Source organism: Rhizobium sp. FKY42 (assembly GCF_005222835.1).
Taxonomy (GTDB): domain Bacteria; phylum Pseudomonadota; class Alphaproteobacteria; order Rhizobiales; family Rhizobiaceae; genus Neorhizobium.
Genome location: NZ_STGA01000029.1, coordinates 854,508 through 881,404 on the forward strand (window position 1 = coordinate 854,508; position 26,897 = coordinate 881,404).

Consider the following 26,897-nt stretch of genomic DNA (forward strand, 5'->3'; position numbering starts at 1 on the left):
GACGGCGGAGCCTATCTCGCTTTCAGGGGCGTTTCAGTGACAGTCTACCTGCCAATCGCAGAGCTTTCGGTGAATATCTTCATCATCCTCGGCATGGGCGCAGCTGTGGGCTTTCTGTCCGGCATGTTTGGTGTCGGCGGCGGTTTCCTGATCACTCCGCTTCTGATCTTCTACAATATCCCCCCGGTCGTCGCCGTTGCCACCGGTGCGAACCAAGTCGTCGCCTCATCGATTTCCGGTGCAATCAGCCATTTCCGGCGTGGAACGCTGGATGTGAAGCTCGGCAGCGTGCTCCTGATCGGCGGTCTGGCAGGCGCGACCGTCGGCGTCTGGATCTTTTCCTGGCTCAGACGACTCGGCCAGCTGGACCTCATCATCTCGCTTCTTTATGTCGTCTTTCTCGGAACCATCGGCAGCCTGATGCTGATGGAAAGCCTGCGGGCCATGCGTCGGGCCGCCAAGAACCAGCCAGTAACCTTGAAGCGACCCGGCCAGCACAATTGGGTGCACAGATTGCCGCTGAAGATGCGGTTCAAGAAATCCAAGCTCTACCTTTCTGCGATCCCGGTCATTGGCCTGGGCTTCGGCATTGGCATCCTGACCTCCGTGATGGGTGTAGGCGGCGGCTTCATCATGGTTCCGGCCATGATCTATCTGCTGCGCATTCCAACCAACGTGGTTGTGGGAACTTCGCTTTTTCAGATCATCTTCGTGACCGCCTACACGACCATTGTGCAGGCTGCGACGAACTATTCCGTCGATATCGTGCTGGCGACCATTCTAATGGTGGCGGGCGTCATTGGCGCACAATACGGTGTCCGCGTAGGCCAGAAGCTGCGCGGTGAGCAATTGCGCGCCCTCCTTGCCCTTCTCGTGCTGGCCGTCGGCGTGCGCCTCGCAATCGATCTCATCATAACCCCAGCCGATCTTTATTCGCTCCAGATAGGTGGAGGCCGCGGATGAGACAGTTCCTCCTTCCGCTCGTCCGACACCTGCTGATGGCAAGCCTGCTGGCTCTACCGGTTACAGTAGCGCAAGCCCAGGGGCTGCCGGGAGCGTTGCCTCCGGTGAAAGAAGGATTGGAAATCGGCACATCCACAACGGAAATCGCGATCACGTCCGATTTTCGCGGTGCAGATCTCACAGTCTTCGGCGCACTGACCAATGCCGACGAACTGTTTCTCGCCATCGGGCAGTATGACGTGGTAGTATCGCTCGAGGGACCGCGGGACTATGCTACTGTTCGACGCAAGGAGCGCGTCTTCGGCATCTGGATGAATACGCAATCCATGACCTTCGAACAGACGCCCGAATCCTACTCGATCGCCAGCACCAAGCCGCTGGCCGACATTCAGCCTGTCGCGCAACTCAACCGCCTTGGTCTCGGTATAAACCATCTGACGCTTTCACCAACCGGCTACCTCGGCAATGCGGCACAGCTGACTGATTTTCGCGAGGCCTATCGACGCCTGAAGGTTGGCGGGGGGCTTTACCAGAACGATACGACCGGTGTTCGCTTCGTCAGCTCCAGTCTTTTCCGTGCTTCGCTCCGGCTGCCTGCCAATGTACCGGACGGTGTCCATCTGGTGCATGCCTACCTGTTCAAGAGCGGCGTGCTGATCGCGCAAAAGGATCTTCCTCTTCGCGTGGTCAAGACTGGCCTCGAACAGGCCATTACCGATGCGGCGCATGAGAAGCCGCTGGCCTATGGCCTGTTCTGCGTCATGGTGGCGGTCGTTACAGGCTGGGGAGCCAGCCTGTTGTTCCGCAAGGACTGACGGTAAGCATTACATGGCAGGCATGAAGGTGATGTCGCGGATCATGCCCTTGGTCCCGGTGACTTCGCCCGATTTCATCGCCTTGCCGGTTTCAAGATCGACCGTATGCAGCACATTGTCTGCGACCAGCCAGGCCGTGTTCTGCCCTTCTGCGGACGTGTGGACATCGAAAGCATAGTTTGCCGCCTTCTTTTCGGCGCCCAGCTTGCCGACGGCTCTCAGCGTTCCATCATTCGGCTTCGTCTGCTGGATCAGACCGCCAATGGTGGCATCGATGTTGTACATGGCCGTCTTTTCAGGCTTGCCGAATGAATTCGTATAGGCAGCGCCGACAATATTGGGCTTTTCGCCCTTGTGCATATCACCCTCTTCGAAGGCAAGGCTGCCATCCACGGTCACGGCGCCCGTATCCGGGTGAACGCGATGGTTGGTCGTTCCGGTCATATAGCGAAGGCGATCGGCGGCGGGATTGAAGTCCACGACAACCGGCGTCTCACCCATCATCAGCGGCTTGTCCATTTTGGCAACTTCGGTTGCCTTGCCGGTGGCCGGGTCAATGGTAACAATGACGTTCTCGGCGGTAACGCCAACCAGCATCTTGTTCGACGGGCGAAGATCAATGCCCGCAAGCTTCGTCACGCCCTGAACTTCCATCGTCTTGGAAACAGCGGGCTTATCCGTATCGAACATGACCAAGGTTTTATCTCCGACGAGGCCTACCGCCTGCGCCGCAAGAGATGGTGCTGCCGACGCGCCGAGAAGTGCAGTCGCAGCCATCAGTGTCTTGAACATCTTCATCTCGTTCTCCCATACAACGGTTGGGGAAGACGCTTCGCTTTGCGCTTCCTGACCATGAGACACGGGACAGGGCAGCTTTGGATGCAGGGCCAAAAAAAATAAATTTCTGTACGGTCGCATCCAGATCATCGGCAGAACCATATTAGGATGGAAAGAGATTAGGAGTACGAGCGCCTTGGCGGATATGACGGCAGATCCTTTGGGGACAGAGCTTGGCGCATGCGCTCGCGGCGATCGGCAGGCCTTGAAGCGTATTTTCGACGCGGAAGCTGGCCGCCTCATCGCCATTGCCCAGAGAATCGTGAAACGCCGCGATCTCGCAGAGGAAGTTGTCCAGGACGGTTTCATCGCCATCTGGACTAAGGCGCATCAGTATGCGCCGGAGCGCGGCAGCGCACGCGGGTGGATCCATGCGATTATTCGCAACCGTGCGCTCAACATGCTCAGAGACGGAAACCGGGAGGATCTCCTCAGTGAAGACGCGATCCAGAGCCTGCAGGAGGCCGACCAGCCTGAAAGCGTTCTAAATGCATGGGCGGCGCTCGATCGCACGTCGCGGCTGCGCTCATGCCTCGAAGGTCTCGATCAACCAAAGCGACAAAGCATTCTGATGGCCTATGTCGGCGGCTACAGCCATGGCGAAATTGCCGGGCGGCTTTCGCTCCCGCTCGGCACCACGAAGAGCTGGATACGCCGAGGGCTCGCGTCCCTTCGGGAGTGCATGGCATGATTGATCTGACAAGGCCGGATGCGGTTGCCGACGACTATGTTCTAGGTCTGCTGGAGCCAGGCGAAATGCAGATAGTGGAGGCAGAACTGGAGCGCAACGCCGCTCTGCGACGCGCCGTGGCACAAGCGCGCGAGCGCTTTCTTCCGCTGGACATGACAGCTGAACCTGCAGAGGTTTCGCGCGCTCTCTGGACAAGGATCGAGAGAAATCTTCAACAACAGGAGCCGCCGGAGCAGCGAACCGAGGCTGAGCCGATTGTCGCGAACGACAACCGCTCGATCCAGAATGCAGGTTTCTGGCGAGTCACGAGTTTTGCAGGTCTCACTGCCAGCTTGGCTCTGGCAGTCGCCCTTGTCTGGAACCTGACGCGAACAGCCGAACCGCTTGTCGTCGCTGTGCTGGTGAATGAAACAGGCGAGGTTCAGGCGGTTGTCGAGGACTTTGGCACAGAGCGCGCTGTCGTCCGCCTTCTGGCGGATGTTTCCGTGCCGAGAGACCGGACGATGCAGGTCTGGACGCTCCCGAGCAAGGAGACCGGACCCGTTTCCATGGGGCTTCTGCCCCAAGCCCGGTCTGCAAGGCTTGCGCCTCCAAGCCTTCCGACACCCAAGGATGCGCAGCTCTACGAGATCACGCTTGAGCCCGCAGGCGGATCGCCTACCGGGCGACCCACAGGCCCAATTCTCGCAAAGGGCTTTGCGAAAGTAACTCGGTAATCATCCGATCAGATTGCCGAAGCGCACCGAATAGATGCGATCGCGTCCAAGCAGGTGTGCGATCAGTGCCGCGTGGTCGAAAAGGCCGTGCATGGCACGGTGCTTGAGATCGAGGCCGCCTGTTAGTACGCCGAAGGCAGGCATGACGAGACGCACGCCGTCGGTAGCAAAGCAGGCACGACGCACATATTTGCCTCGACGCGCGACGGTGGCGGAAGGGTGCAGGTGACCAGCCACTTCACCCCGTCCTGCAATCAGGCTTGGCTCATGCCGAAAGATAAGTCCGGATAGCAGCATTTCGTCCATCGATTGACCGGGAAGGTCGAAGGTGCCGTCCGGATCATGATTGCCGTTGATCCAGATCCAATCACGCCCTCGGGCAAGGGTCCCAATGTTTTCTCGAAAGGGCGCGGGCATCAGTTCCGAGCCGCGCCTATCGTGAAAGTTATCTCCCAGCGAAATCACTGTTTTGGGATCATAGCGGGCTATAACGGCGGAGAGAAGATTGAGCGTTGCCAGCGTATCATAAGGCGGCAGCATCATGCCCCGACGGGCGAAGGCAGCGCCCTTCTCCAGGTGCAAATCGGAGACGACAAGGCAGGATAGATCCGGCAGGTACAGGGCGCCCAGCGGGTCGCAATGAGCGGCAACGCCATTGACCAAAATCTCAGCGCAGGTCATGGAGCCAGTTGTCTGGGCGGCGGCGAGCGCCAGTCTATGGTTCATCATTCTCGTCTATCCGTGAGGATTGGCTCACGCCATGGCCTCAGCAATCAGGTCATCCGCCGCCTCTTCCAGCACATAGTCCTGCGCTTCACCGGCAACCGGCTCACGGCCGATTTCCAGCATCACAGGAATGGCGAGCGGAGATACACGCTCGAGCGGGCGGTGAATCACATGCCCCTTGATTCGTGCCAGCATAGCGCCAAGACGCCCGATGTCCAAAAGCCCCGCTGCGGCATCCCGCCGCGTCGCTTCCAACAGGATATGATTCGGCTCGTGGCTGCGTAAAACGTCATAGATCAGATCCGTCGAGACAGTAACCTGTCGCCCCGTTTTCTCCTTGCCGGGATGCCGCCGCTCGATCAGGCCTGAAATCACCGCGCATTGCCGGAAGGTGCGCTTCAGCATGAAGCTTTCATCCAGCCAGGCTTCCAGATCATCGCCGAGCATATCCTCGTCGAACAGATCACCAAGCGAAAGACGGCTGCTCTCGATCATCGCGCCCATGTCGTTGAGGGACCAGATGGCCAGCGCATAATCATTCGCCACAAAACCGAGCGGCCTTGCCCCTGCCCGCTCCAGCCGCCGTGTCAGAAGCATGCCCAGCGTCTGGTGTGCAAGTCGGCCCTCGAAGCAATAGGCGACCATGAAGAACCGGTTTCCGCGCGGGAATGTTTCGATGAGAAGCTCGTCGCGTGCTGGAAGCATGGATTTGTCGCGCTGGATCGCCAGCCAGTCCCGCACCTGATCGGGAAGAACATGCCAGCGGGACGGATCGGCCAACATGGCCCGCACCTGATCCGCAAGGTAGGTGGACAAGGGAAACCGGCCGCCCGCATAGGCCGGGATCTTGGGATCCAGAGAAAAGGCATTGGTGACAAGGCACTCGTTCTCCCGGATGCCTTCAAAGCGCAGAACCTTGCCCGAGAACAGGAAGGTATCGCCCTGAACCAGTTGTTCGAGGAAATACTCCTCCACCTTGCCAAGAGACATGCCGCCGCGCCCGACGGAACCCAGCTGGTTGCGCTTGACGAGGCGCACGTTCAGCTCTGTTGCCTCGACAATCGTGCCAAGGTTCATGCGGTACTGCTGGGCAATTTGCGGATTGGAAACACGCCAGCGCCCCTCCTTGGTCTTGCGGATCTTCGCGTAGCGTTCATAGGTGCGCAGCGCATAGCCACCCGTTGCGACGAAATCGACGATGCGCTCGAACATTTCCCAGGTGAGCCCGGAATAAGGTGAAGCGCTGGTGATTTCATCGTAGAGCTCCAATGCATCGAAGGGTTCGGCGCAGGCCATGCCAAGAACGTGCTGAGCCAGAACATCCAGCGCACCTTCCCCAACCGGCGGCGTATCCTGTGCGCCCAGATAGTTGGCATCGAGTGCGGCCTGACATTCCATGACCTCAAAACGATTGGCGGGGACCAGAATGGCCTTTGACGGCTCGTCCATCCGGTGATTGGAACGACCGATCCGCTGAGCCAGACGGGATGCACCCTTTGGCGCCCCGACATGCACCACCAGATCCACATCGCCCCAGTCCAGACCCATGTCTAGCGTCGAAGTAGCAACGACGGCACGCAGCTTATTGGCGCTCATTGCAGCTTCAACCTTGCGCCTCTGTCCCACATCGAGAGAGCCGTGATGCAGCGCGATCGGCAGATTGTCTTCGTTGATCGTCCAAAGTTCCTGAAACAGAAGCTCAGCCTGAAAGCGCGTATTGACGAAGATCAGCGTCGTCTTGTGTTTCCGGATCTCTTCATAGACGGCGGGAATGGCATAGGTCGCCACGTGCCCGGACCAAGGAATGCGATCCTCCGTTGTCATGATGGTGATATCGGGCGCAGCGCCGCCCCTAACATGCACAAGACCGGCAGGTGCTTCAGGCCCATCATCCTGCGGCGTATTCTGCGGGACAAGCCAGCGCCGAAGATCCATGGGATCGGAAACCGTGGCCGAGAGCCCGATGGTGCGAAGATCGGGCGCATGTCGTCTCAGCCGGGCCAGGCCAAGCGACAGCAGGTGGCCGCGCTTCGATGTGACCAGTGAATGCAGTTCATCGAGAACCACATATTTCAGATCCTTGAAGAAGCGCTCCGCTTCGTTGTTGGCGAGGAGCAAGGCCAACTGCTCTGGGGTCGTCAGCAAGATATCAGGCGGGTTCGTCTTCTGGCGCTGGCGCTTGGCCTGCGGCGTATCCCCCGTACGGTTCTCGATAGAGACCGGAAGCCCCATTTCGGATACCGGCTTCATGAGGTTACGTTCGATATCGACCGCCAACGCCTTCAGCGGCGAGATATAAAGGGTATGAACGCCGACAAAGGGCGACCCCGACGGGAGCGGGCCACGCCGGGTCAAGTCGGTCAGCGAGGGCAGAAATCCGGCAAGCGTCTTGCCTGCACCAGTTGGTGCAATCAGCAGCATGTTCTCGCCAGATGTCGCGCGAGCAAGCAGTTCCAGCTGGTGCGCGCGTGGCGACCATCCCTTCTCGCCGAACCATTTCAGGAAGGGGCGAGGCAGGAGGTCAGGCAGAGTGTTCGGATAGTCGGCCAAGGTCTTTTCCACGCCCACCAAGGTAATGGGCTCTGCGGGAAAGAGAAGGGGTCGGAGCAATTACAGCAAAAGTGAGAAGCGGTTTTGCGTCCGGAATTGCGCAAAACAAAGGATAGAGCGTTTCAACCGGGAACGCTCTATCGGACTATGTACCGGTCGGTACGGTGATTGATGGCAAGCGTCAGGTTCAATGTCACCGCCGCAAGGATCGAGCACAGGATGACGAAGGGCGTTGCAACCAGAAACGCCAGCGCCAGAACGACAAGATCGAGGCCCAACTGCACGAAGCCAGCACGCCAGCCGAGCCGATCCTGCAGGTAAAGCGCAAGGATGCCGAAACCGCCAAGGCTCGCACGGTGACGAAACAAAGCGAGCATGCCGGTTCCGATGAGAAGTCCGCCGAAAAGCGCGGCAACGAGCGGATCAATACCGCTAATCGGAATGAGAGAAGGCAGCACTTCCGTCAACACAGAGGTCAATGCGACGGCCGCGAAGGTCTTGATCGTAAAAGCCAAGCCCAGACGCTTATAAGCCAGCCAGTAGAAAGGAAGGTTAAGCGCGAAGAAGACCACGCCAAAGCTGAAGCCCGTGGAGTATCGAAGCAGGAAGCCGAGACCTGCCGTTCCCCCAATGAGCAAATGCGCAGCCGACAGAAGCGTCACGCCAAGTGCGGCGAGCATGGACCCGGCAACGACGCCCTGCATATCCTCGATGATGGAGTGGCGATCCGTACTGGATGCCCAGAACCCGATAGGAGATTTGCCTTCGCTTACATTCTCCATCAGCGCACCACGATATAGCGATCCGACCGGTGATTGATCGCCAGAAACAGATTGAGCACCACCGCGCCGACAATGGACCAGAGAACAATGCCCGGTTCAAGCAGCAAGAAGGCCGCCGCCATGACGCAGGCATCGAATGCCAGCTGGATGAGGCCCGCCTGGATGCCGAAACGCTCCTGAACATAGATTGCGAGGATTCCAACGCCGCCAAGGCTTGCACGATGGCGATAGAGAGCCAAGAGGCCAAAACCAAGCAACAGGCCACCCATCAGCGCACCCCAGAAGGGATGCAGATATCCAATCAGCAGGTAGCGTTGCTCAAGCTCGGTCATGATCGAGACGAGCCCGATCGCAATGAAGGTCTTGGCAGAGAAGGCAAAGCCCAATCGCTTGAAGGACAGCCAATAGAAGGGAAGGTTGACGATGAAGAACAGAAGGCCGAACGAGATATTGAATGCATAGTGCAGCAGGAAGGCAACGCCAGCTGTGCCGCCTGTAAGCAGGCCGACACGATTCAACAAGTAAAACCCGAGCGCGGAAATCAGTGCGCCGCAGATCAGGCCTTGGCTATCTTCCGCAAGTGTGTGACGCGCCGGATCCGTGCTGTAGAAACCCAATGCCATCTTCTGCGCCATCCCAAAGTCCCCTTATATCTGCACCTGACACTTCGATTGTGCGTCGCAGCATTCGTGAAATCAAGATAGGACAGCACTCCTGACGCAAAAGGCAAGAATCGTACAGATCAAACGGGTTTACGCGCAAGAAAAAGGATGCCGTGGACTGGTTTTCCGGCATCCATTCGAATGTCCGTATGAGACATCGTGACAAGATCGAAGCCATGGCTTGCCAGTAATGTCTCGATGTAGCCTTGAGTGTGCGCATAGCGCAGGGATTGTTGCAAGACGAAGCCGTCCTTGGAACTGCCAGCATCCTCAACGGAAAAGGCGAAAAGTCCGTCTGGTTTCAGCAATTCACCAACCAGCGCAAACGGGACATCCAGATTTCCAAGATACATCAGCACGTCTGCCGCCGAGACGAGATCCGCCCGATAGCGTGGCCGGTCTTTGCTGAACAGCGATGTTTCCGCATCCATGCGGGATAGATCTGCCTGGCCAAGAGATTGGTAGATGCCCTTTTCCCCAGCCTTTGCCAGCATGTTGGCAGAAAGATCAAAACCTTCGAGCATTGCCGTGCTTGAAGCGATTTCGACACCGAAGAGGCCGGTGCCGCAGCCGAGATCAACAGTCAAATCAAACGGTCCATGGGATTGGACAAGTGCAAACAGCTTGGCTGGCACCGAATAATTCAACTTCTCGACCAGTGACGTCTCGAAGCGATCGGCGTAGTCGTCAAACAGCCCTTCGACATAGGCGGATGGCGGTGCGTCTGGCGCCGGTGCAGCGCCAAGTGCTGCGAGTTTTAAACTTGCGCCGAACAGGCCTTGCGCATCCCTTTTCATCACCTGCTCGAATGCAGCGATTGCTGCTTCGCGCGCACCGGCCTTCTGATGAGCTTCTCCGGCCAACAGCCAACCCGCTGTCCAGTCGGGTGCAATTTCGAGAGCCTGTTCGAAGAGTTCGGCGGCCGCGGCATGATCGCCGCTTTCCGCCAGCATCCGGGCATAATCGGCACGCCGATCGGCAATGACATCACCGGAAGAAAACTGGTTGGCACTCATGACTGGAAACCGGCTCGTTGAACTGGCGGCATCTGAACCAAGCCACAAAAAAACTCAAGTTCTATCCGAAGGCCTGCCTCAAAACTTGCGACCGAGCATCTGTGAAACTATGTCTCATCCGTCTTAACACGCGTCGAGGGCCACCAATGTCTGATCAGATGAACCGTATGCTGGGGGATTCGCCAGCCCGTACGATCGTGAAGCTGATCGTCGTTTCGCTGATTGTCGGCTTCGTCATGGCCATGTTCGATCTTCATCCGTGGGATATCGTCTATGGCATCCGCAATCTGGTTCTGGATCTCTGGTATCGGGGATTCCATGCGCTTGGTGCCGTCGGAGATTACCTGATCGCCGGTGCGGTCATCGTCATACCAGCCTTCATTCTCCTGCGTATTTTCAGCTACAGACGCTAATGACATCCAATCTCGTATTAAATTCCCGACGTTGGTTTCTGCTTGGCTCCGGCAGTGCGCTTCTCGTGACAGCCGGATGCGTGACGACCCGTGAGACCGTGAAAGTGGATGGCGCGACGGACGATACCAGAGCCGCGCTGCCATTGGTCAATGAGCTGCGAAAGAAGCACGGACTTTCCCCGCTGTCGGCCAGTGCGCCTACCGGTCGCGCCGCCGCAGAACAAGCCGTTCGCATGGCGAAGGCCAACGAAATGAGTCACCTTATCGGCTTTGGTGATGACTATGGTGCGCGCATGAAGCGCAATGACGTACCCCTGCCAGCAGCCGAAAACATCGCCAGCGGACAGGCAAACGTGGTTGAAGCGGTGCAAGCCTGGATCGATTCACCCAAGCACCTTCAAAACATGCTCGGCAGTTACAATCGTGTCGGTGTAGCCGTGGCACGCTCACCATCCACCAATCGCACCTACTGGGCGATGGTACTGTCTGCCTGATTTGAAACAGCCTTCATGGCCTGACATCGGTCTAGAGCTCATCGCGATCTTTCAGATTCGCTCCTGACGCTCTAACTCTTTGTTTTGACGCATGTCGTTACCGCAAAACCGCTGCACACTTTTAGCTACGACATGCTTTGGCTTCGGGCTCAAGCGCCCGGAGCGACCATCCATATCCCGATACGCAGACCGATTGCACACAAGATGAGGCAACCGAATGTGAGTGCGGGCAAGTTGAGATGTAGGTTCATCTTCCCATCCTCGTTCAATGTTACAGGAGGTAACATAGAGTGAGGATATCACCAAATGCTCAAGATTAACCCAACAATTAAGTGAATGTGGCGAAAAGCCGCCACTTCCTCTTGTCAGTTTTCACAGAGATCGCGATGCCCAGGCATCCAGACTGGTATCACGCAATTCCGCGACAGACCTGACATCCAGGCGGTCGAGCTCGGCGCCAAGTCCCCGAACGATATCGGCAGCGAGGCCCGGTCCACGATAGACCATGCAGGAATAAAGCTGCACGAGATCGGCACCGGCCCGAATTTTCTCGAGCGCCGTCTTCGCCGACGAGACACCGCCAACGCCGATAATTGGCAGTTTCGGACCAACGCGCTTGCGCATTTTTGCCAAGACCGTGGTTGAGCGGGAAAACAGCGGCTTGCCGGAAAGACCTCCCGTTTCCTTGGATTGCACCTCATCCCGCAAGCCGTCGCGGGAAAGCGTGGTGTTGGATACGATCAATCCATCCAGCGGATGCGCCAGCGCTTCGGCGGCGATATCGTCCATTCCTTCCTCAGTCAGATCCGGCGCGATCTTCAAGAAGACAGGAACGGTTTTCCCCGTCCGGGCGGCTTCCTCATCGCGGGCGACAAGCACTGCGCTCAACAGTGCCGAAAGGCTTTCGCGCGCCTGTAGGTCGCGCAGACCCGGCGTATTGGGCGAGGAGATATTGGCGGTGAAGTAGCGAGCGACATCATAGAAGCGACGGATGCCAAGCACATAATCTCCAATACGGTCTTCACTATCCTTGTTGGCGCCAATGTTGACGCCGACAATGCCCTGGATTTTCGTCGCCAGCAGTCGAGCGAGTGCCGCCTCATGACCTTCATTGTTGAAGCCGAGCCGGTTGATCACCGCCTCATCTCTGGTCAGGCGGAAAATGCGCGGCTTGGGGTTTCCGTCCTGCGGTTTTGGCGTCACGGTGCCGACTTCGGTAAAGCCGAAGCCCAGACGCAGCACTGCTCCCGGCACCTCGGCGTTCTTGTCATAACCTGCGGCAAGGCCCACGGGATTGGGAAACTCCAGACCAGCGAGGGAAACCCGCAAGCGCGGATCTGGCGGCAGATGAACCGATGAAAGAAGCCCGGATCTCAGAGCTGCGATCGAAGCTCCGTGAGCGGTTTCCGGGTCAAGCAAAAAGAGGGCATTGCGGGCGAGATCGAAAATCGGCATCAGACAAGCTCCTCTGGAAATACGTGCAAGCCATCCGGTCCCACCGGCAGCGGACGCTGCCAGATTACCGTATCGAGCGTCAGGCTCGCATAGAGATGGGGAAAGAGATCGCCACCACGAGACAGCTCATACTTCAACTGCTCACCCAGACGATCGGCATCGACGGCGACCAGCAGCAGATCTGTCTGACCTCGAAAATGGCGGGCTGCGGTTTCGCGCACCTGGCTTGCGGTGGAAAAATGAATGAAGCCATCCGCCAGATCAACAGACGCGCCCTCGAAACGGCCCAATTGTTCGGCGCTTGCCCAAAGGGCTTCTGGAACAATCTTATAGATGACATGGTTCATTGCGATGATCCGGCTGTGTCCTAGCTTATAACCCAGCGCTTTGCCGCAAACGGGCGCACTTGTCCATCGCATCGGTAGCATTACCCGCAAATGCGATATCGGGAGGAAATAGCAATGTCGGCTCGCGCCATCATCACCACCACCGTTCTGCTTCTATCCAGCGGTTCCGTCCTGGCGCAAAGCGCTACAGATCCTGCCCGCTTTCAACTGGAGCGCACGGAAAAGGGCTTCATCCGCCTCGACAAGCAAACTGGAGACGTGAGCTTCTGCCGGGAGGAGGCTTCGGGACTGACATGTCGTCTGGCTGCCGACGAGCGAAAGGCCTTTGAGCAGGAACTCGATGCTCTAGACAGGCGCGTCACTCAGTTGGAGACCAAAAGCTCATCACGCGCATCGGGGCTCCCGAGCGACGAGGAAGTCGAAAAATCACTTTCCATCATGGAGCGGTTCTTCCAAAGATTCATGGACATTATCGGCGAACGGCGCGACGAACAGGATTACGATCCCAACAGGACCTGAAACCGCTGGACCCAAAGACGTGCCCCCATTAAACTGGGACTTGTTTGACGCTTTTCAGAACGCTAAAATTCAACCGTTGGAAGGCTGGCATGCTCTTGGGAGGGGGTATGGATATGCAGGAACTCACCATAATCATCGCGGATGATCACCCATTGTTTCGCGGCGCGCTCCGCCAGGCCCTCAATACGGTCGCCGAGCAGCCTCACATCATTGAGGCAGGCACCTTCGAAGATGCTCGAAAGGCAGTGCGAAGCCAGCCGGAAGCCGATCTTATGTTGCTGGATCTTGCCATGCCAGGTGTGAGCGGCTTCTCAGGGCTGATGTCCATGCGGGCAGAGTTCAGCAGCCTGCCTATCATGATTGTTTCAGCGACGGATGACGGTGCGACGGTGCGGCGCGCCATGGAACTCGGCGCGTCGGGCTTCATTTCCAAATCGTCAGGACTGGAAGATATTCGCAGCGCCATCGAGGCCGTTCTGGCAGGTGACGTCTGGTTTCCATTCCATGGTGAGCGGGATGCCGAAGAAGATCCAGCTGTCGTGGAACTGATCGAACGATTGAAGACCCTGACACCACAGCAGACGCGCGTGCTATCCATGCTCGCCGAAGGTCTGCTCAACAAACAGATCGCCTACGAACTCGGCGTTTCCGAAGCAACGATCAAGGCGCATGTTTCAGCGATCCTTTTGAAGCTCAACGTGGATAGCCGAACCCAGGCGGTGATCAAGCTTGGCAAGGTCAACATGGCTATGGTTGCTTGAGAGCTTTTTAAGAAAAGGATTTTATTCCTTTTTTTCTTTACGTCCGACGAAATATTGGCTAAAGCTTCGTGAAACTTCCGGGCATGGAAGTGTTTACTCGTATGTGGGGTGGTGATGCCCTAAGGACGAGAACACCTCCAGATTGCGCGGAGCTTCAGCCCTATGCTGCGTCACCGGCTGTACTCAGTTTCGGGATCCGTAGCATTGATCGGAACTGTTTCATCCAGTTGTCGGAATACAGGCGAACTGCCACGAGGCATTCGACCGGATCGCACGAAAGAGGCGGATATGAGTGAGACAAGTCGCGAAGCCATTTCCCTCTTGCAGGCCGTCCAGAGTGAGCAGGTTGGCAAGGCAAGCGCTCTGTCCCGATCCGCCCTGTCACATAGCGGGATATGGCAGGCAATCGATACTCTTGCCGAGAAACACAAGCTTTCAGCGTCGGGCCTTGCTCGTCGGGCGGGACTTGATCCAACATCCTTCAACAAGTCGAAGCGCCTGGGCCCGGATGGGCGGGAGCGCTGGCCATCCACAGAATCCCTTTCCAAGGTTTTGGAAGCCACAGGCGCATCTCTGGATGAATTCCTTGGCTATCTGGCGCCAACTGGTACTTCACGTATGCCCGATGGCACTTTCCTTCCGCAAATGAGTTCCATTCCCCTACTCGGCTTTGCCCAGGCGGGTGCGGGGGGATTCTTTGACGATGGCGGCTTTCCTGCCGGTCAAGGATGGGATGTGGTGGAGTTTCCCGCCGCTGTTTCGAAGCACAACAATGTCTATGCGCTCGAAGTTCAGGGCGATTCCATGCTGCCACTTTACCGGGACGGTGATCGGCTGATCGTAGAGCCCGGTGCGCAGGTTCGAAAGGGAGACCGCGTTGTCGTGAAGACACGCGAAGGTGAGGTTATGGCGAAGGTTCTTGCACGGCAGAGTGCGCGCTCAATTGAGCTTTCCTCGCTTAATCCCGACCATCCGAACCGCAGTTTTGCAGTCGAAGATATTGATTGGATCGCCCGTATCATCTGGGCCAGCCAGTGAGGCACTGCTGATAAAGAGGCCGACCTGCTTCAATAGAAGCCGTTGGGGAAGTAGCGAAGATAGATGTCCTGCAGGCGCCCTTTTGCAGCCAGTTGCGCCAGAGCATAGTCGACGGCGGCCGTCAGTTGAACCGCATTTCCCTTGCGGAGCATAACTGCAAACCCTTCGCCCAGATAATGTTGAGACAGGTAGGGGCCATCCAGCAGAACGCAGCACTTTTCTGCGGCCGGACTGGCGACCCAGAAGGGTACTCTCACGCCATCTGCAAGGATTGCATCGACTTTGCCTTCCTTGAGTGACGAGAACAATTCTTCCTGTCCGTTCACAGGGACGGCTACGAGTTTTGGGAAAAATGCTCCAAGCATTTTCTCGTGGGCGGTATTGGCGATAACGCCAACTTTACGTCCTGCCAAAGCTTCTCCTGCCCGGCCAGACAAACCGAGTTTGCCTTGCACGGCGAACCGGGCCGGCAGAAACAAATACGGTCTGGAGAAAGAAAACCTTTGCCGCAAACCGGACGTTATCGCAATTCCAGACATCACGGCTTCACCGTTTCCGGCCTCGAGCGCCCCCTCCAGATCTGCGTAGGGCATAGCCTGGACCTGACAATTGGCCTCAATGTTCAGCTCTCTACACATCTCCCTGATCACATCTACGTGATAACCAGCCAGTCGTCCGGTCTGATCGACAAAATTGAACGGAGGAAAATCAGACGCCGTTAATATGCGAAAGCGAGCAAGGTTTGACAAATCAGGCTTGGTTAAACGTTCATTTGGGTCCGATAGGACCGGTACGCCACCAGAACTCTCCGCAGCCTGAGTTACCTGAACATAAATTGTTGAAATAATTAATAAAATAAGAAGAGATGCAACTTTAAATCCATGCTTTATTTTTTGAATAAAACTCATTAGTTGCAACCCTGTCATCCATAACGAACTATCGGCAACGGCCTATCACGGTGTATCAGCTTGACCGTTTCGGGGGAATATCCAGAGGGCATTCTTGACTCCAGGATAGCTGGGGACTCGCAAAATGAGCCGTCGCCTGCACGCGAGAGAGGACTGCTGCCGGAAGACCTCGATGAGGCAGGGGCTCTTCGGCTGCTGGGCGTTTCTCGTACGCTTGTCAGCAGGCTGTCACGACAGGCGGCGATTAACCAATCCTCACTTGAGGAGGAGTTGCTAGCGAACCGGCATGTTGACGAAGAACGGCATTTTGAAGCCATGGCCGAAATGCTCGCACTGCCCTTTGCGGCGAAGATCAACGGAGAGAATGTTCAGGATCTCCCGCGACTGGATAGTCAGCTTCAGTATCCTACTCAAGTGCGGGTTATCGAACGGCATCGCGCGCCTAAAGTCGCTATCGTTCCGCAGGCTGCAAGGCTCGGCGCTACTGCGGAACTCCTTAGAAAACTTCCAGATCTTCGTCAGACTTTGGTCGTCACCACGCCGTCCGCCATTCGAAAGGCGGTATGGATATGCGGAGCAGAACGACGCGTGCGCTCTGTTGTTTTCCACCTTTTCGAAACTGCGCCCGATGCATCAGCCCGCATTGTCGCTTCCGGCAAACAGGGGTTTCTTGCTGGCGGGATCCTTGCGGCCTTGCTGTTGATCCTGTTGCATGCCCCCGCACTCATGCTGCCGCTGGTTCACGTCATTCTTTCTGTCTCCTATCTATTTGCAATCATTCTGCGCATCGTGGCCTTGATCCTTTTAAGGAAACAGTCCCCGCCACCACGCCTTATCGACCTCCCGCCTGCCCTTCCGCGCTATTGCGTCATGGTCGCCCTTTACAAGGAGGCAGAAGTCGCAGCACAACTTATCCGAAGTTTGGAGCGGCTCGAATGGCCAAGCTCTCGGCTGGATATCAAGCTGGTTTGTGAAGCTGACGACCTCGACACACTCACGGTCCTCAAGCAGATCCGGCTGCCACCGAATTTCGAGATCGTTGAGGTGCCACCCTGCGCTCCCCGAACAAAACCGAAAGCACTGAGTTATGCCTTGGCCGGAGTTCGAGGTGAATACCTGACCATCTACGATGCGGAGGACAGACCGCACCCCAAGCAATTGCTTGAGGCATATACCCGGTTTCTTGCGGCACCTCCCGACGTCGCCTGCCTCCAATCGCCTCTCGTTATCGGCAATCCGGAGAAGAGTTCTGTCAGTGCCTTGTTTGCACTCGAATATGCTGCCCTTTTCCGCGGTCTTCTGCCCATGCTGGCCCGGTTCAGATTGCCGCTACCACTTGGCGGGACATCCAATCACTTCAAAACCGACGTTCTACGCGCGGTTGGAGCCTGGGACCCATTCAACGTGACAGAAGATGCGGATCTCGGAATGCGGCTGTTTCGCCACGGATATCGGGCTGAGACCCTGCGTTATCAGACTGTCGAGGATGCGCCCGTGAGTTACAGCATCTGGCTCGGCCAACGTGTTCGCTGGTTCAAGGGATGGTTCCAAACCTGGCTTGTGATCATGCGCACCCCGAGGAAGGCGACTGATGAGTTGGGTTTTCCGGCCATGCTGACATTCCAACTCATGATTGGCGGCATGCTGCTCTCAGCCTTGATGCATCCCCTCACGCCCGTTCTCCTCATAACGATCCTCTACAGGGTCTTTATCGACGCTGACGGCAGTTCGAGCTTCACAACTCGCGCGCTGGTCGTGCTGGATCTCTTCAATGTCTTTGGCAGCTACGCCGTGTTTCTCCTGCTTGGGCTGAAATGCATGATTGCAGAAGAGAAGCGGAGGGTCGGATGGCGGTGGATGGCTCTCCCCTATTATTGGCTGATGGTGTCGAGGGCCGCCTGGCGCGCTGCGAATGAGCTGCGGACACGCCCGTTCTTCTGGCACAAGACGCCTCACAGGCCACGTGATGAGGCCGCAATGCCGGATGGGTGATTGCGTCGGTAGAATTTGGAGCGGGTGAAGGGAATCGAACCCTCGTATTCAGCTTGGGAAGCTGCTGCTCTACCATTGAGCTACACCCGCGCTCGAGACTTGAGAACTAGCACCGGCATCCTGCGCCATCAAGCAAAAATGCGTCTTTGCTCCGGTCAGCTTTGCAGGCCATGAAGCCGTGAAACCTATAGCTTGAAATGCTTGGAGAGTTTGAGACCCTGCGCTTGATAGTTCGATCCCAGGCCGGCTCCATAAAGCCCAGACGGACGCTCCTGCATATGTTCATAAACAAGACGCCCGACAATCTGGCCATGCTCAAGGATGAAGGGAACTTCGTGACTTCGAACTTCCAGGACTGCCCGACTGCCCGAGCCGCCCGCAGCAGCATGGCCAAACCCCGGATCGAAGAAACCGGCATAATGCACACGAAACTCACCGACGAGCGGATCATAGGGGGTCATCTCGGCGGCATAGGAGGGCGGTACATGGACTGCCTCGCGCGAGACCAGAATGTAGAACTCATCCGGATCGAGGATCAATTCGTTGCGCCCTCGGCTGTAAATCGGCTCCCAGAAATCCAGAACCTCATGCTGTGCCTTTTTGTCGACATCGATGACAGAGGTGTGGTGCTTGCCTCTGTAGCCGATCAAGCCATCCAGGCCGGTTCCCTTCAGATCGATGGACAGGGCAATACCGCCACCAGAAACATTCGGTGTTTCGCTGGCGACCAGCGTTTCGGCGTGATGAAGGCTCAGCACTTCCGCCTCGGTCAGCAATGCATGACCGACACGGAAACGGATCTGTGACAGGCGTGAGCCTCGACGCACGATGATCGGGAAAGTGCGCGGCGAGATTTCCAAATAGAGAGGGCCACTGTAACCGGCGGGGATCTTGTCGAATTCCTGGGCATGATCGACCATCACGCGCGTGAAGATATCCAGCCTTCCCGTCGAGCTTTTCGGGTTGGTGGACGCTGAAAGTTCCGCAGGCAGATCGAGGCTTTCCATCAGCGGCACGATGTACACGCATCCGGTCTCGAGCACAGCGCCGTTTTCCAGGTCGATTTCGTGAAGCGTCAACCGGTCGAGCTTGCTTGCAACCGTGCTGTTGCGGCCTGGCATGAAACTGGCGCGCACTCGCAGGGCCTTGGAGCCTAGTCGAAGATCAAGGCTTGCCGGTTGGATCTGGTCACCATCCAGTGGCGCCTCGGATTTCAATTTCCCTTCGGCGAAGAGCGCCTTGATCGCACGATCTGCCAGAATACCCGCTGTACGTTCCATAAACCCTATCCTTCAATCGCGCGACAAAAGCAAAAGCAGGGAATTGACGCAAGCTCTGCTTGGGCGTAAGGCATGCTTATCCCGTGGTGATTTGGCCGGTCGGCTTGCAGCCACGTTAAACAAGTGGCTAAAGAACCGGGTAAGAACCGGTCCCATTGCGACCGGTTTTTTTGTTTTGAAGTGGTAACACGACATGAGCAAGACTTGGCGCCCCGCAACGAAGCTCGTCCACGAAGGCACGCTACGCTCCCCTTACGGCGAAACCTCCGAAGCGATTTTCCTGACCCAAGGCTTTGTGTACGAGAGCTCCGCCTCCGCCGAAGCGCGGTTCAAAGGCGAGACCGACGGCTTCATCTATGCGCGCTACGGCAGCCCGACGAACGACATGTTTGAAAAGCGCATGATTGCGCTGGAAGGCGCTGAAGATGCTCGCGCTACTGCTTCCGGCATGGCTGCCGTGGCTGCCGCCATCCTGTGTCAGGTGAAGGCCGGCGATCATATCGTCGCAGCACGCGCGCTTTTCGGATCCTGCCGCTACATCGTCGAAACACTCGCGCCAAAATACGGCGTGGAGTGCACATTGGTCGATGGCCGTGACATCAAGAACTGGGAGGCGGCAGTCCGCCCCAACACCAAGGTTTTCTTCTTGGAAAGCCCGACAAACCCGACGCTTGAAGTGGTAGACATCGCCGCGGTTGCTGCACTCGCCAACCAGATCGGCGTGAAGGTTGTCGTCGACAACGTATTCGCGACTCCCCTATTTCAGAAGCCGCTGGAACTTGGTGCTCATATCGTCGTCTATTCAGCAACCAAGCACATTGATGGTCAGGGTCGCTGCCTCGGCGGGATCGTGCTGTCCGACAAGCAATGGATCGACGAAAACCTGCACGACTACTTCCGCCATACCGGTCCGGCCATGTCCCCCTTCAACGCTTGGACATTGTTGAAGGGCCTCGAAACCTTGCCGCTGCGCGTGAAGCAGCAGACGGAAAATGCCGCCAAGATTGCCGATTTCCTGGCGGACCAGGCCAAGGTTGCCAAGGTCATCTATCCAGGACGCAAGGACCATCCGCAGGCTGATATCATTGCCAAGCAGATGACGGGCGGCTCCACATTGGTGTGCTTCGAACTGAAGGGCGGCAAGGCGGCGGCATTCGCGTTTCAAGATGCCCTGAAGGTCGTGCGCATCTCGAACAATCTCGGCGACGCCAAAAGCCTGATCACCCATCCTGCAACAACGACGCACAAGAACCTTTCGGAAGAAGGACGTGCGGAGGCGGGTATCACCGGTGGCACGTTACGTCTTTCCTGCGGTATCGAGGATGCCGAAGATCTGATCGACGATCTGTCTCAGGCCATTGCCAAGATCGGCGGCTGACCTGCTACTCGACAGACACAGCGGATTGCAATGCTGTTTCACACAGATCCGCTGTGTCTGGCCGGTCCATCAAAGGGCCTTAAATCGATGTTTACCTTGACGATTAGCATTAACCGCTGAAATCCCACAGTTTTCCTGGAAGATTTCAGCAGGTTTCTTGACCCTTATCGTAAGCTGTACGATATCCGTACATCAAGGCAGTGAGGTGTCGCCTATGTATCGCGCACGGACGAAGGATATCGAAGTCGAAGTGGAGCCCTATTATCTGGAGGAGCAATCCGATCCGGAAGATGGTCGCTACGTCTGGGGATATCGTATCGTGATTGCCAATCATTCTAATACGACAGTCCAGTTGATCCATCGCTACTGGCACATCACGGATGAAAACGGGCTGGTGGATGAGGTTGAGGGACCGGGGGTGGTCGGCGAACAGCCGCGCCTTGAGCCGGGTGATACCTACGAATATTCTTCCGGCTGCCCACTCGATACGCCATCCGGCATCATGTTTGGCCACTACCAGATGCGGACAGATGACGGCCGTACCTTTATCGTTGACATTCCAGCCTTCTCGCTGGATTCGCCGGGCCTGTTGCGCATACTGAACTGACTGCCAGTGGATAGGAAGACGGCAGGACACCGTTTTCCTCACGCGCCTCATTTGGCAGGTTGGATCTCTTCTATCGGATAGCGATACGTTGTAGAGCAGAATTCACAGGTGACGGCGATTTCACCATTGTCCTGGCTTGCCTCGACTTCCTCAGCAGAAAAGCCCGCCAGAACATCCTTGATCTTGTCACGCGAACAGCTGCAGCGATCCAGAACCGACTGCGGCTCATAGATTCTGACGCCGCGCTCATGAAACAACCGGTACAACAGGCGCTCTATCCCGACCTGCGGATCCGTTAGTTCATCGGTATCCACGGTCGAAACAAGCATGCTGGCTTCGGACCAGGCATCGTCCTCTGCGAGATCGTACTCACGCTCATCCCCGTCACCGCCATGGAGATCGGGCTGCCGCATCCGCTCTGGGGCATCTGGAAGAAACTGCGCCAACACGCCGCCAGCACGCCAGTTATGGCGGGGTTTACCGCTCTCGTCACGATCAAAGAGTTCGGCCACGCCCAGCCGCACCTTTGTTGGAATCTGCTCGGACTGACGGAAATAGACGCCCGCAATTTCTTCGAGCGAAGAACCATCGAGCGGCACGATGCCCTGATACGGCTGCATCCCGCGGCCCTGGTCGATCGTGAAAGCCAGCACGCCCTCCCCCAGCAATTCGGGCGGGGATATCCGCCCTGCCTTGACCGACACCGCCAGCGCATCTTCATCGAAACGAGCATAGGCGCGCATGTTCTGCGGGCTGGTGAAATCCGCGACCAGCAGATCGACCGGACCGTTACCCTTTGTCTGCACCGTGAAGCGACCTTCGAATTTCAGCGAGGTGCCGATCAGCGCCGTCAGGACGATGGCTTCTGCCAGCAGTCTTGCAACGGGAGCCGGATAGTCATGGCGTCCAAGAATCTGGTTGAGGATAGGTCCCAATTGAACGGCTCGACCACGCACATCCAACCCTTCAACCTGGAAAGGCACGACCTTGTCGTCTCCTGCGAAATGCAGTTCATTCAAATCGACGGTGGCTTCAGCCATAAGTCACTCCTTCGCGCCGGAGCCATCCATTTCGCACATAACCCGGTAGAGCGAAACCGCTGAACCGGGGGAAACAGGCCGACGATTTTTGTGTTGATACACCTGTTCATGCGACAGATGCCCATTGGAAAGCCGAGAGATGGGTATGAGGTCCCTTCAAGTCAAGCCAACCGGCAGAGCTGGGTGAACCGACGCGATCCCATCAAGACCGGAGGTCGCTCAGAGCGCGCCCAGGCACCAGGCAAGAATGGACTTCTGCGCATGCAGGCGGTTTTCCGCTTCATCGAAAACAACGGACTGAGGACCATCGATAACCTCGTCCGTCACCTCCTCGCCACGGTGGGCCGGGAGGCAATGCATGAAGAGGGCATCGCTTTTCGCCTTCGACATCAACTGTTCGTTGACCTGGAAAGGTTGGAATATGTTGTGGCCGCGCGCCTTGTGCTCCTGGTTCATGGACACCCAGGTGTCGGTCACAACCATGTCGGCGCCGTTCACCGCCCGCTCTGCCTCATGGCAAAGCATGATTTCGCCGCCATTATTGCGTGACCAGTTCAAGTACTTGTCCAGCGGCTCAGAGCCCAGAGGAACCGCCATATTCATGCGATATCCAAAGCGGGCAGCTCCCTCGACAAAGGAATGCAGCACATTGTTACCATCGCCGGTCCAGGCAAATGTCTTGCCGGTGACGGGACCGCGATGCTCTTCAAAGGTTAGAAGATCCGCCATGATCTGGCAGGGATGTGTTTCATCCGTCAGGCCGTTAATGACCGGAACAGTGGCATGCTCCGCCAATTCCAGCAACCGCTTGTGATCGGTAGTGCGGATCATGATCGCATCGACGTAGCGCGAAAGAACTTTTGCGGTGTCGCCGATGGTTTCCGCGCGCCCCAACTGCATTTCCGTGCCGGACAGAAAAAGCGTTTCACCGCCAAGCTGGCGCATGCCGACATCAAAAGAGACGCGTGTGCGCGTGGACGGCTTTTCAAAGATCATGGCGAGCATCTTACCCGCGAGCGGCTTGTCCGCCGTTCCTGCCTTCGTTGCCTGTTTGCGTGTGCGTGCATCATCCAGGATAGAACGCAGTTCGTTGGAGGAAACGGCCGAGAAATCGAGAAAATGCTTTGCCATGATGCGATCAATCCATCGGGGCGCCATCCGGCGGCCCTTTTCGTTTCAAATACCCAGTTTCAAGCCGACTTCTTCAACTGGTCCCTTTGCAGCTTCTCAGCGGCGCGCTCGATACGGGCAATACCCTCCCGCGCCTCTTCAGCCGTTACAACAAGCGGCGGCAGAAGACGAATGACGTTGTCGCCTGCCGGCACTCCGAGAAGGTGTTCGTCACGCATAGCAGTCGCAAGTTCCCCAGCTGGAACGACGGCCTTGATGCCCAGCATCAGGCCTTCGCCGCGGATCTCTTCGATCACACCCGGAAAGCGATCTTTCAGCGCGGCCAGACCCTGCCGGAAAACGAGGGCGACATCGCGAACATTTTGCAGGAAGCCATCCTCAAGGACGACATCAAGAACGGCATTGCCCACGGCCATGGCAAGCGGATTACCGCCATAGGTCGTGCCGTGCACACCGGGCTTCATGCCGGAAGCAGCTTCTGCCGTTGCTAGGCAGGCGCCGAAAGGAAAACCGCCGCCGATGCCCTTGGCGACTGCCATGATGTCGGGCGTCACGCCGGACGACTCATAGGCGAAGAACTTGCCGGTACGACCGACACCCGTCTGGACTTCATCGAACATCAGCAGGAGACCATGCTCATCACACAGATCGCGCAAGGTCTTCAGAAACTCCTTCTCGACCACACGAATACCGCCCTCACCCTGGATCGGCTCGATCAGGATCGCCGCAGTGCTCTCGGTAATCGCAGCCTTCAATGCGTCTAGGTCACCGAAGGGAACCTGATCGAAGCCCGGTGCCTTTGGACCGAAACCCTCCAGATACTTTTCCTGGCCGCCCGCTGCGATTGTCGCAATCGTGCGTCCATGGAATGCGCCCTCAAAGGTGATGATGTGGAATTTCTCCGCATGCCCCTTGGAGTAGTGATAGCGGCGCGCGGTCTTGATTGCGCATTCGAGAGCTTCGGCACCGGAATTGGTAAAGAACACCTTGTCGGCGAAGGTCGCATCGACGAGGCGACGTGCGAGACGCTCCTGATCCGGAATTTCATACAGGTTCGACAGATGCCAGACCTTCTCGGCCTGCGATTTCAGCGTCTGAACCAGATGCGGATTGGAATGACCGCACGACGTGACGGCGACGCCTGCGCCAAAATCGAGATATCGCTCGCCCGTTTCCGTCACGAGCCAGACGCCCTCGCCGCGCACGAAGCGCAATGGAGCCCTTGCAAACGTGTCGAAAAGCGCGGCTTCAGCCATGGCGACATCACTCCTTGAGGCAATAAATCCAACCGGCGGCGGCACTCGCCGCCAAAAATCAAAATGCCGCCCCAATGGACGGCGTCGGCACTATCCGCATTTAGCCACTCCCTGTCAACAAAAGCCTTGATTCACAGCGGAAACCGGCGACAAAGGCGGCTTGAATGCCACTCAACTCTCTGTGGCAAAAATGACTCGCCCTTCAAGCAAGTTGGGGAAAACCCGGAAATCGATTCGCAGCGATTCCGCCGACTCTTGTCAGCGAGTCCAGCGCCCATTAGGTTAATCATCAATTACTAGACTGCATGCGGCGGAACTAGTCACCAAAAGTATAGATATAGTATGCGCGGCGAATTACTTTCGCCGTAACGGTGAGAGATTCTGTCTTCTAATGCGTGCTCAAGGCGGAGAGACTGCATGAACTGGACAGATGAACGCGTCGAGAAATTGAAACGGCTATGGGCCGAGGGGCTGAGCGCGAGCCAGATTGCCGCACAACTGGGTGGCGTCAGCCGCAATGCCGTGATCGGCAAGGTGCACCGTCTCAATCTTCCTGGTCGCGTGAAGGCAGGCGGACCGGCCACCCCGACCCGCGCCCCAAAGCGTCCTGCGGCAACACCTGCAGCACGGCCAGCAACTTTCGCTGCACGGCCAGCGGCAGCGCCTGCGCCGGCAAACCGGTCGGTTTCTCGTCCGGCCAACATCATTTCCTCTACGGACAACATGGACATCACTGTCCTCGAGCCGACGGAATTGGTGCCGGTCAATGATCGTGCAATGCCCGAGGCGCGTCGTCTGGTCCTCACCGAGTTGACAGAGCGTACATGCAAGTGGCCGGTGGGCGATCCTTTGAAGGAAGACTTTCATTTCTGCGGTGCGGAAGCCTGTGATGGTTCGCCCTACTGCAAGTACCATGCACGCATGGCCTACCAGCCGGTTACCGAGCGCCGCAAGGCAGCCAATGCCGTCTCCCGCGGCTGATCGCCAAACACATCCAGGTTTTCGAAAAACGGGCCGCGCGCCCGTTTTTTTGTGCCTTGTCCAGGGGCCACAAAAAACCCGGCTTTCGCCGGGCTTGTTCGTCTCTATTCTGGAAAGCCTCTCAGGATTCCATAGAGTAGCCGGCACCGCGAACCGTGCGGATGACATCCTGCATGTTAGAGAAATTCAGGGCCTTGCGCAGGCGCCCGACATGCACATCCACCGTGCGCTCATCGACATATATGTCATGACCCCAGACGCCGTCGAGCAACTGCGATCGTGAAAAGACACGCCCCGGCGAGGCCATCAGGAACTCCAGCAAACGGAACTCCGTCGGCCCCAGCCGCACTTCACGGCTCTTGCGGTGAACACGATGCGTCTCCCGATCCAGTTCGATATCACCGCACTTTAAGACGCTGGAGAGAACCTCAGGCTTTGCGCGGCGCAGCATGGCCTTTACGCGGGCCATGAGTTCCGGCGTCGAGAAGGGCTTCACAACGTAGTCGTCGGCACCCGTAGCAAGGCCACGCACGCGCTCGTTTTCCTCACCGCGCGCCGTCAGCATGATGATCGGCAGGCGTTCGGTTTCCGCCCGCATGCGCAGCCGACGGCAGAGCTCGATACCCGATACGCCCGGAAGCATCCAGTCCAGGATCAACAGGTCCGGAACACGTTCCTGAAGCCGGATCTCGGCTTCATCACCCCGTAAGATGGTTTCAACCTCGTAGCCCTCAGACTCAAGATTGTAGCGCAGGAGAACGCTGAGCGCCTCCTCGTCTTCGACAACCGCGACTTTCGGCTGCATGGCATATCACTCCGTTCCCGCTTACTCGACGACAGCGCCCAGTGTATTGGAGCTATCGTCCTTGGGACGCTCTCCCTGCGGCTGTGCACCGGTCGCGATGTAATAGATCGTTTCGGCGATGTTGGTCGCATGGTCGCCAATGCGCTCGATGTTCTTCGCGCAAAACAGAAGATGCGTGCAGGTGGTGATGTTACGGGGATCTTCCATCATGTAGGTCAAAAGCTCGCGAAACAGCGAGGTGTACATGGCATCGATCTCTTCGTCGCGCTGACGGATCGCTTCAGCCTTTTGGGCCGAACGGTTGGCAAACACGTCCAGGACTTCCTTGAGCTGCACCAGCGCCAGTTCGGAAAGATGCTCCAGCCCGCGCGCCAGTTTGCGTGGAACGCCGGTGCCCTGAACGGCAATCACCCGCTTGGCGTTATTCTTGCCAAGGTCGCCGACGCGCTCAAGATCAGCCGCGATCCGAAGCGTACCGATGATTTCACGCAGGTCCGCTGCCATCGGCTGCCGCTTGGCAATCGTGACAATGGCCTTTTCCTGAATTTCGCGCTCGGCATTGTCCAGAATGACGTCGTCAGAAATGACCTTCTGGGCGAGAGCGCTATCGCCGTTCACCAAAGCGTGCACGGCATCGGCGCACATTTGTTCGGCCAACCCACCCATTTCCGAAATGCGCCGGTTGAGATACTTCAGCTCTTCATCAAAGGCTGACATAATATGCGATGACATGG

General features: G+C 57.2%; 28 protein-coding genes, 1 tRNA gene and 1 riboswitch. Of the genes, 13 read left to right on the forward strand and 16 right to left on the reverse strand.

Features of this window, described 5'->3' with window-relative positions:
• Nucleotides 1–36: 36 nt before the first annotated feature.
• Together E8M78_RS14900 and E8M78_RS14905 are read left to right on the forward strand one after the other, a co-directional pair.
• Nucleotides 37–963, forward strand: a complete 927-nt coding sequence (locus E8M78_RS14900) for a sulfite exporter TauE/SafE family protein (protein WP_137135947.1) — start codon at nucleotides 37–39, stop codon at nucleotides 961–963.
• Nucleotides 960–1,778, forward strand: coding sequence for a TIGR02186 family protein (locus E8M78_RS14905; RefSeq protein WP_246658324.1), 819 nt, complete (start codon nucleotides 960–962; stop codon nucleotides 1,776–1,778). The genes E8M78_RS14900 and E8M78_RS14905 overlap by 4 nt, the downstream gene beginning before the upstream one ends.
• 9 nt (nucleotides 1,779–1,787) lie before the next feature.
• Here the strand turns inward: E8M78_RS14905 and E8M78_RS14910 are convergent, their stop codons facing one another.
• Nucleotides 1,788–2,576, reverse strand: a complete 789-nt coding sequence (locus tag E8M78_RS14910) for a DUF4394 domain-containing protein (RefSeq protein WP_137135749.1) — start codon at nucleotides 2,574–2,576, stop codon at nucleotides 1,788–1,790.
• A 184-nt stretch (nucleotides 2,577–2,760) separates the two neighbouring features.
• Here E8M78_RS14910 and E8M78_RS14915 point away from each other — a divergent pair, with 184 nt between their 5' ends.
• Together E8M78_RS14915 and E8M78_RS14920 are read left to right on the forward strand one after the other, a co-directional pair.
• Entirely contained in the window at nucleotides 2,761–3,306 is a 546-nt protein-coding gene (locus E8M78_RS14915; protein ID WP_137135949.1) for a sigma-70 family RNA polymerase sigma factor, read from the forward strand.
• Nucleotides 3,303–4,022 carry an anti-sigma factor gene (locus E8M78_RS14920; protein ID WP_137135750.1) on the forward strand — a complete coding sequence of 240 codons (720 nt, stop codon included), beginning with the start codon at nucleotides 3,303–3,305 and terminating at the stop codon, nucleotides 4,020–4,022. The genes E8M78_RS14915 and E8M78_RS14920 overlap by 4 nt, the downstream gene beginning before the upstream one ends.
• On the opposite strand, the gene pdeM is transcribed toward E8M78_RS14920, so the two are convergent.
• The 5 genes from pdeM to E8M78_RS14945 form a co-directional block, all read right to left on the reverse strand.
• Nucleotides 4,023–4,703 carry a ligase-associated DNA damage response endonuclease PdeM gene (pdeM, locus tag E8M78_RS14925; protein WP_246658349.1) on the reverse strand — a complete coding sequence of 227 codons (681 nt, stop codon included), beginning with the start codon at nucleotides 4,701–4,703 and terminating at the stop codon, nucleotides 4,023–4,025.
• 72 nt (nucleotides 4,704–4,775) lie between these two features.
• The gene (locus E8M78_RS14930; RefSeq protein WP_170973428.1) at nucleotides 4,776–7,298 is read right to left on the reverse strand and encodes a ligase-associated DNA damage response DEXH box helicase; all 2,523 of its coding nucleotides are present in this window, start codon (nucleotides 7,296–7,298) and stop codon (nucleotides 4,776–4,778) included.
• Nucleotides 7,299–7,435: 137 nt separating this feature from the next.
• Entirely contained in the window at nucleotides 7,436–8,080 is a 645-nt protein-coding gene (locus E8M78_RS14935) for a YitT family protein (RefSeq protein WP_137135753.1), read from the reverse strand.
• Nucleotides 8,080–8,715 (reverse strand): YitT family protein, encoded by a 636-nt coding sequence (locus E8M78_RS14940; protein WP_137135754.1) that lies wholly within the window; start codon nucleotides 8,713–8,715, stop codon nucleotides 8,080–8,082. The genes E8M78_RS14935 and E8M78_RS14940 overlap by 1 nt, the downstream gene beginning before the upstream one ends.
• A 107-nt stretch (nucleotides 8,716–8,822) precedes the next feature.
• Nucleotides 8,823–9,758 (reverse strand): methyltransferase, encoded by a 936-nt coding sequence (locus E8M78_RS14945; RefSeq protein ID WP_137135755.1) that lies wholly within the window; start codon nucleotides 9,756–9,758, stop codon nucleotides 8,823–8,825.
• A gap of 146 nt (nucleotides 9,759–9,904) precedes the next feature.
• On the opposite strand from E8M78_RS14945, the gene E8M78_RS14950 reads away from it, so the two are divergent.
• Together E8M78_RS14950 and E8M78_RS14955 are read left to right on the forward strand one after the other, a co-directional pair.
• The gene (locus E8M78_RS14950; RefSeq protein WP_137135756.1) at nucleotides 9,905–10,171 is read left to right on the forward strand and encodes a DUF6460 domain-containing protein; all 267 of its coding nucleotides are present in this window, start codon (nucleotides 9,905–9,907) and stop codon (nucleotides 10,169–10,171) included.
• On the forward strand, nucleotides 10,171–10,665 hold the full coding sequence (locus tag E8M78_RS14955; RefSeq protein WP_137135757.1) for a CAP domain-containing protein: 495 nt from the start codon (nucleotides 10,171–10,173) through the stop codon (nucleotides 10,663–10,665). Before E8M78_RS14950 ends, E8M78_RS14955 begins: the two co-directional genes overlap by 1 nt.
• Nucleotides 10,666–11,037: 372 nt before the next feature.
• Here the strand turns inward: E8M78_RS14955 and E8M78_RS14960 are convergent, their stop codons facing one another.
• The gene (locus E8M78_RS14960; protein WP_137135758.1) at nucleotides 11,038–12,120 is read right to left on the reverse strand and encodes a quinone-dependent dihydroorotate dehydrogenase; all 1,083 of its coding nucleotides are present in this window, start codon (nucleotides 12,118–12,120) and stop codon (nucleotides 11,038–11,040) included.
• Nucleotides 12,120–12,467, reverse strand: coding sequence for a DUF952 domain-containing protein (locus E8M78_RS14965; RefSeq protein WP_137135759.1), 348 nt, complete (start codon nucleotides 12,465–12,467; stop codon nucleotides 12,120–12,122). The genes E8M78_RS14960 and E8M78_RS14965 overlap by 1 nt, the downstream gene beginning before the upstream one ends.
• Nucleotides 12,468–12,581: 114 nt before the next feature.
• Here E8M78_RS14965 and E8M78_RS14970 point away from each other — a divergent pair, with 114 nt between their 5' ends.
• The 3 genes from E8M78_RS14970 (at nucleotide 12,582) to E8M78_RS14980 (ending at nucleotide 14,785) form a co-directional block, all read left to right on the forward strand.
• Nucleotides 12,582–12,986, forward strand: a complete 405-nt coding sequence (locus tag E8M78_RS14970) for a hypothetical protein (RefSeq protein ID WP_137135760.1) — start codon at nucleotides 12,582–12,584, stop codon at nucleotides 12,984–12,986.
• A gap of 113 nt (nucleotides 12,987–13,099) precedes the next feature.
• Nucleotides 13,100–13,747, forward strand: coding sequence for a response regulator transcription factor (locus E8M78_RS14975; protein WP_137135950.1), 648 nt, complete (start codon nucleotides 13,100–13,102; stop codon nucleotides 13,745–13,747).
• A gap of 288 nt (nucleotides 13,748–14,035) precedes the next feature.
• Nucleotides 14,036–14,785, forward strand: a complete 750-nt coding sequence (locus E8M78_RS14980; RefSeq protein ID WP_137135761.1) for a helix-turn-helix transcriptional regulator — start codon at nucleotides 14,036–14,038, stop codon at nucleotides 14,783–14,785.
• Nucleotides 14,786–14,814: 29 nt separating this feature from the next.
• Here E8M78_RS14980 and E8M78_RS14985 read toward each other — a convergent pair whose 3' ends face one another.
• On the reverse strand, nucleotides 14,815–15,693 hold the full coding sequence (locus E8M78_RS14985; protein WP_137135762.1) for a transporter substrate-binding domain-containing protein: 879 nt from the start codon (nucleotides 15,691–15,693) through the stop codon (nucleotides 14,815–14,817).
• Nucleotides 15,694–15,753: 60 nt separating this feature from the next.
• Between E8M78_RS14985 and E8M78_RS14990 the strand changes: the two genes are divergently transcribed.
• Nucleotides 15,754–17,685, forward strand: coding sequence for a glycosyltransferase (locus tag E8M78_RS14990; protein ID WP_246658325.1), 1,932 nt, complete (start codon nucleotides 15,754–15,756; stop codon nucleotides 17,683–17,685).
• Nucleotides 17,686–17,701: 16 nt separating this feature from the next.
• On the opposite strand, the gene E8M78_RS14995 is transcribed toward E8M78_RS14990, so the two are convergent.
• Together E8M78_RS14995 and E8M78_RS15000 are read right to left on the reverse strand one after the other, a co-directional pair.
• Nucleotides 17,702–17,775, reverse strand: a tRNA-Gly gene (locus tag E8M78_RS14995).
• Between the two features lie 95 nt (nucleotides 17,776–17,870).
• Entirely contained in the window at nucleotides 17,871–18,965 is a 1,095-nt protein-coding gene (locus E8M78_RS15000; RefSeq protein WP_137135763.1) for a 2'-deoxycytidine 5'-triphosphate deaminase, read from the reverse strand.
• A gap of 73 nt (nucleotides 18,966–19,038) precedes the next feature.
• Nucleotides 19,039–19,116, forward strand: a riboswitch (SAM riboswitch).
• 42 nt (nucleotides 19,117–19,158) lie between these two features.
• On the opposite strand from E8M78_RS15000, the gene E8M78_RS15005 reads away from it, so the two are divergent.
• Together E8M78_RS15005 and apaG are read left to right on the forward strand one after the other, a co-directional pair.
• Nucleotides 19,159–20,343: an O-succinylhomoserine sulfhydrylase gene (locus tag E8M78_RS15005; protein WP_137135764.1), complete on the forward strand. Its 1,185-nt coding sequence runs from the start codon at nucleotides 19,159–19,161 to the stop codon at nucleotides 20,341–20,343.
• 214 nt (nucleotides 20,344–20,557) lie between these two features.
• Nucleotides 20,558–20,950 carry a Co2+/Mg2+ efflux protein ApaG gene (apaG, locus tag E8M78_RS15010; RefSeq protein WP_137135765.1) on the forward strand — a complete coding sequence of 131 codons (393 nt, stop codon included), beginning with the start codon at nucleotides 20,558–20,560 and terminating at the stop codon, nucleotides 20,948–20,950.
• A gap of 47 nt (nucleotides 20,951–20,997) precedes the next feature.
• Here the strand turns inward: apaG and E8M78_RS15015 are convergent, their stop codons facing one another.
• From E8M78_RS15015 to E8M78_RS15025, 3 genes are all read right to left on the reverse strand, one after another.
• Nucleotides 20,998–21,990, reverse strand: a complete 993-nt coding sequence (locus tag E8M78_RS15015; protein ID WP_137135766.1) for an Hsp33 family molecular chaperone — start codon at nucleotides 21,988–21,990, stop codon at nucleotides 20,998–21,000.
• 219 nt (nucleotides 21,991–22,209) lie between these two features.
• The gene (argF, locus tag E8M78_RS15020; protein ID WP_137135767.1) at nucleotides 22,210–23,121 is read right to left on the reverse strand and encodes an ornithine carbamoyltransferase; all 912 of its coding nucleotides are present in this window, start codon (nucleotides 23,119–23,121) and stop codon (nucleotides 22,210–22,212) included.
• Nucleotides 23,122–23,180: 59 nt separating this feature from the next.
• On the reverse strand, nucleotides 23,181–24,377 hold the full coding sequence (locus tag E8M78_RS15025) for an aspartate aminotransferase family protein (RefSeq protein ID WP_137135768.1): 1,197 nt from the start codon (nucleotides 24,375–24,377) through the stop codon (nucleotides 23,181–23,183).
• A 417-nt stretch (nucleotides 24,378–24,794) separates the two neighbouring features.
• Here E8M78_RS15025 and E8M78_RS15030 point away from each other — a divergent pair, with 417 nt between their 5' ends.
• Entirely contained in the window at nucleotides 24,795–25,358 is a 564-nt protein-coding gene (locus E8M78_RS15030; protein ID WP_137135769.1) for a GcrA family cell cycle regulator, read from the forward strand.
• A gap of 121 nt (nucleotides 25,359–25,479) precedes the next feature.
• On the opposite strand, the gene phoB is transcribed toward E8M78_RS15030, so the two are convergent.
• Together phoB and phoU are read right to left on the reverse strand one after the other, a co-directional pair.
• Nucleotides 25,480–26,163, reverse strand: a complete 684-nt coding sequence (gene phoB / locus E8M78_RS15035) for a phosphate regulon transcriptional regulator PhoB (protein ID WP_062555262.1) — start codon at nucleotides 26,161–26,163, stop codon at nucleotides 25,480–25,482.
• A gap of 21 nt (nucleotides 26,164–26,184) precedes the next feature.
• On the reverse strand, nucleotides 26,185–26,895 hold the full coding sequence (phoU, locus tag E8M78_RS15040) for a phosphate signaling complex protein PhoU (protein WP_062555261.1): 711 nt from the start codon (nucleotides 26,893–26,895) through the stop codon (nucleotides 26,185–26,187).
• Nucleotides 26,896–26,897 lie beyond the last annotated feature (2 nt).

What these genes read in the sequence shown, in the direction of transcription:
- E8M78_RS14905 (WP_246658324.1), top strand. Translation starts at nt 960, where the DNA reads ATGAGACAGTTCCTCCTTCCGCTCGTCCGACACCTGCTGATGGCAAGC.
- E8M78_RS14910 (WP_137135749.1), bottom strand. Translation starts at nt 2,576, where the DNA reads ATGAAGATGTTCAAGACACTGATGGCTGCGACTGCACTTCTCGGCGCG.
- E8M78_RS14915 (WP_137135949.1), top strand. Translation starts at nt 2,761, where the DNA reads ATGACGGCAGATCCTTTGGGGACAGAGCTTGGCGCATGCGCTCGCGGC.
- E8M78_RS14920 (WP_137135750.1), top strand. Translation starts at nt 3,303, where the DNA reads ATGATTGATCTGACAAGGCCGGATGCGGTTGCCGACGACTATGTTCTA.
- pdeM (WP_246658349.1), bottom strand. Translation starts at nt 4,703, where the DNA reads ATGACCTGCGCTGAGATTTTGGTCAATGGCGTTGCCGCTCATTGCGAC.
- E8M78_RS14935 (WP_137135753.1), bottom strand. Translation starts at nt 8,080, where the DNA reads ATGGAGAATGTAAGCGAAGGCAAATCTCCTATCGGGTTCTGGGCATCC.
- E8M78_RS14940 (WP_137135754.1), bottom strand. Translation starts at nt 8,715, where the DNA reads ATGGCGCAGAAGATGGCATTGGGTTTCTACAGCACGGATCCGGCGCGT.
- E8M78_RS14945 (WP_137135755.1), bottom strand. Translation starts at nt 9,758, where the DNA reads ATGAGTGCCAACCAGTTTTCTTCCGGTGATGTCATTGCCGATCGGCGT.
- E8M78_RS14950 (WP_137135756.1), top strand. Translation starts at nt 9,905, where the DNA reads ATGTCTGATCAGATGAACCGTATGCTGGGGGATTCGCCAGCCCGTACG.
- E8M78_RS14955 (WP_137135757.1), top strand. Translation starts at nt 10,171, where the DNA reads ATGACATCCAATCTCGTATTAAATTCCCGACGTTGGTTTCTGCTTGGC.
- E8M78_RS14960 (WP_137135758.1), bottom strand. Translation starts at nt 12,120, where the DNA reads ATGCCGATTTTCGATCTCGCCCGCAATGCCCTCTTTTTGCTTGACCCG.
- E8M78_RS14965 (WP_137135759.1), bottom strand. Translation starts at nt 12,467, where the DNA reads ATGAACCATGTCATCTATAAGATTGTTCCAGAAGCCCTTTGGGCAAGC.
- E8M78_RS14970 (WP_137135760.1), top strand. Translation starts at nt 12,582, where the DNA reads ATGTCGGCTCGCGCCATCATCACCACCACCGTTCTGCTTCTATCCAGC.
- E8M78_RS14975 (WP_137135950.1), top strand. Translation starts at nt 13,100, where the DNA reads ATGCAGGAACTCACCATAATCATCGCGGATGATCACCCATTGTTTCGC.
- E8M78_RS14980 (WP_137135761.1), top strand. Translation starts at nt 14,036, where the DNA reads ATGAGTGAGACAAGTCGCGAAGCCATTTCCCTCTTGCAGGCCGTCCAG.
- E8M78_RS14985 (WP_137135762.1), bottom strand. Translation starts at nt 15,693, where the DNA reads ATGAGTTTTATTCAAAAAATAAAGCATGGATTTAAAGTTGCATCTCTT.
- E8M78_RS15000 (WP_137135763.1), bottom strand. Translation starts at nt 18,965, where the DNA reads ATGGAACGTACAGCGGGTATTCTGGCAGATCGTGCGATCAAGGCGCTC.
- E8M78_RS15005 (WP_137135764.1), top strand. Translation starts at nt 19,159, where the DNA reads ATGAGCAAGACTTGGCGCCCCGCAACGAAGCTCGTCCACGAAGGCACG.
- apaG (WP_137135765.1), top strand. Translation starts at nt 20,558, where the DNA reads ATGTATCGCGCACGGACGAAGGATATCGAAGTCGAAGTGGAGCCCTAT.
- E8M78_RS15015 (WP_137135766.1), bottom strand. Translation starts at nt 21,990, where the DNA reads ATGGCTGAAGCCACCGTCGATTTGAATGAACTGCATTTCGCAGGAGAC.
- argF (WP_137135767.1), bottom strand. Translation starts at nt 23,121, where the DNA reads ATGGCAAAGCATTTTCTCGATTTCTCGGCCGTTTCCTCCAACGAACTG.
- E8M78_RS15025 (WP_137135768.1), bottom strand. Translation starts at nt 24,377, where the DNA reads ATGGCTGAAGCCGCGCTTTTCGACACGTTTGCAAGGGCTCCATTGCGC.
- E8M78_RS15030 (WP_137135769.1), top strand. Translation starts at nt 24,795, where the DNA reads ATGAACTGGACAGATGAACGCGTCGAGAAATTGAAACGGCTATGGGCC.
- phoB (WP_062555262.1), bottom strand. Translation starts at nt 26,163, where the DNA reads ATGCAGCCGAAAGTCGCGGTTGTCGAAGACGAGGAGGCGCTCAGCGTT.
- phoU (WP_062555261.1), bottom strand. Translation starts at nt 26,895, where the DNA reads ATGTCATCGCATATTATGTCAGCCTTTGATGAAGAGCTGAAGTATCTC.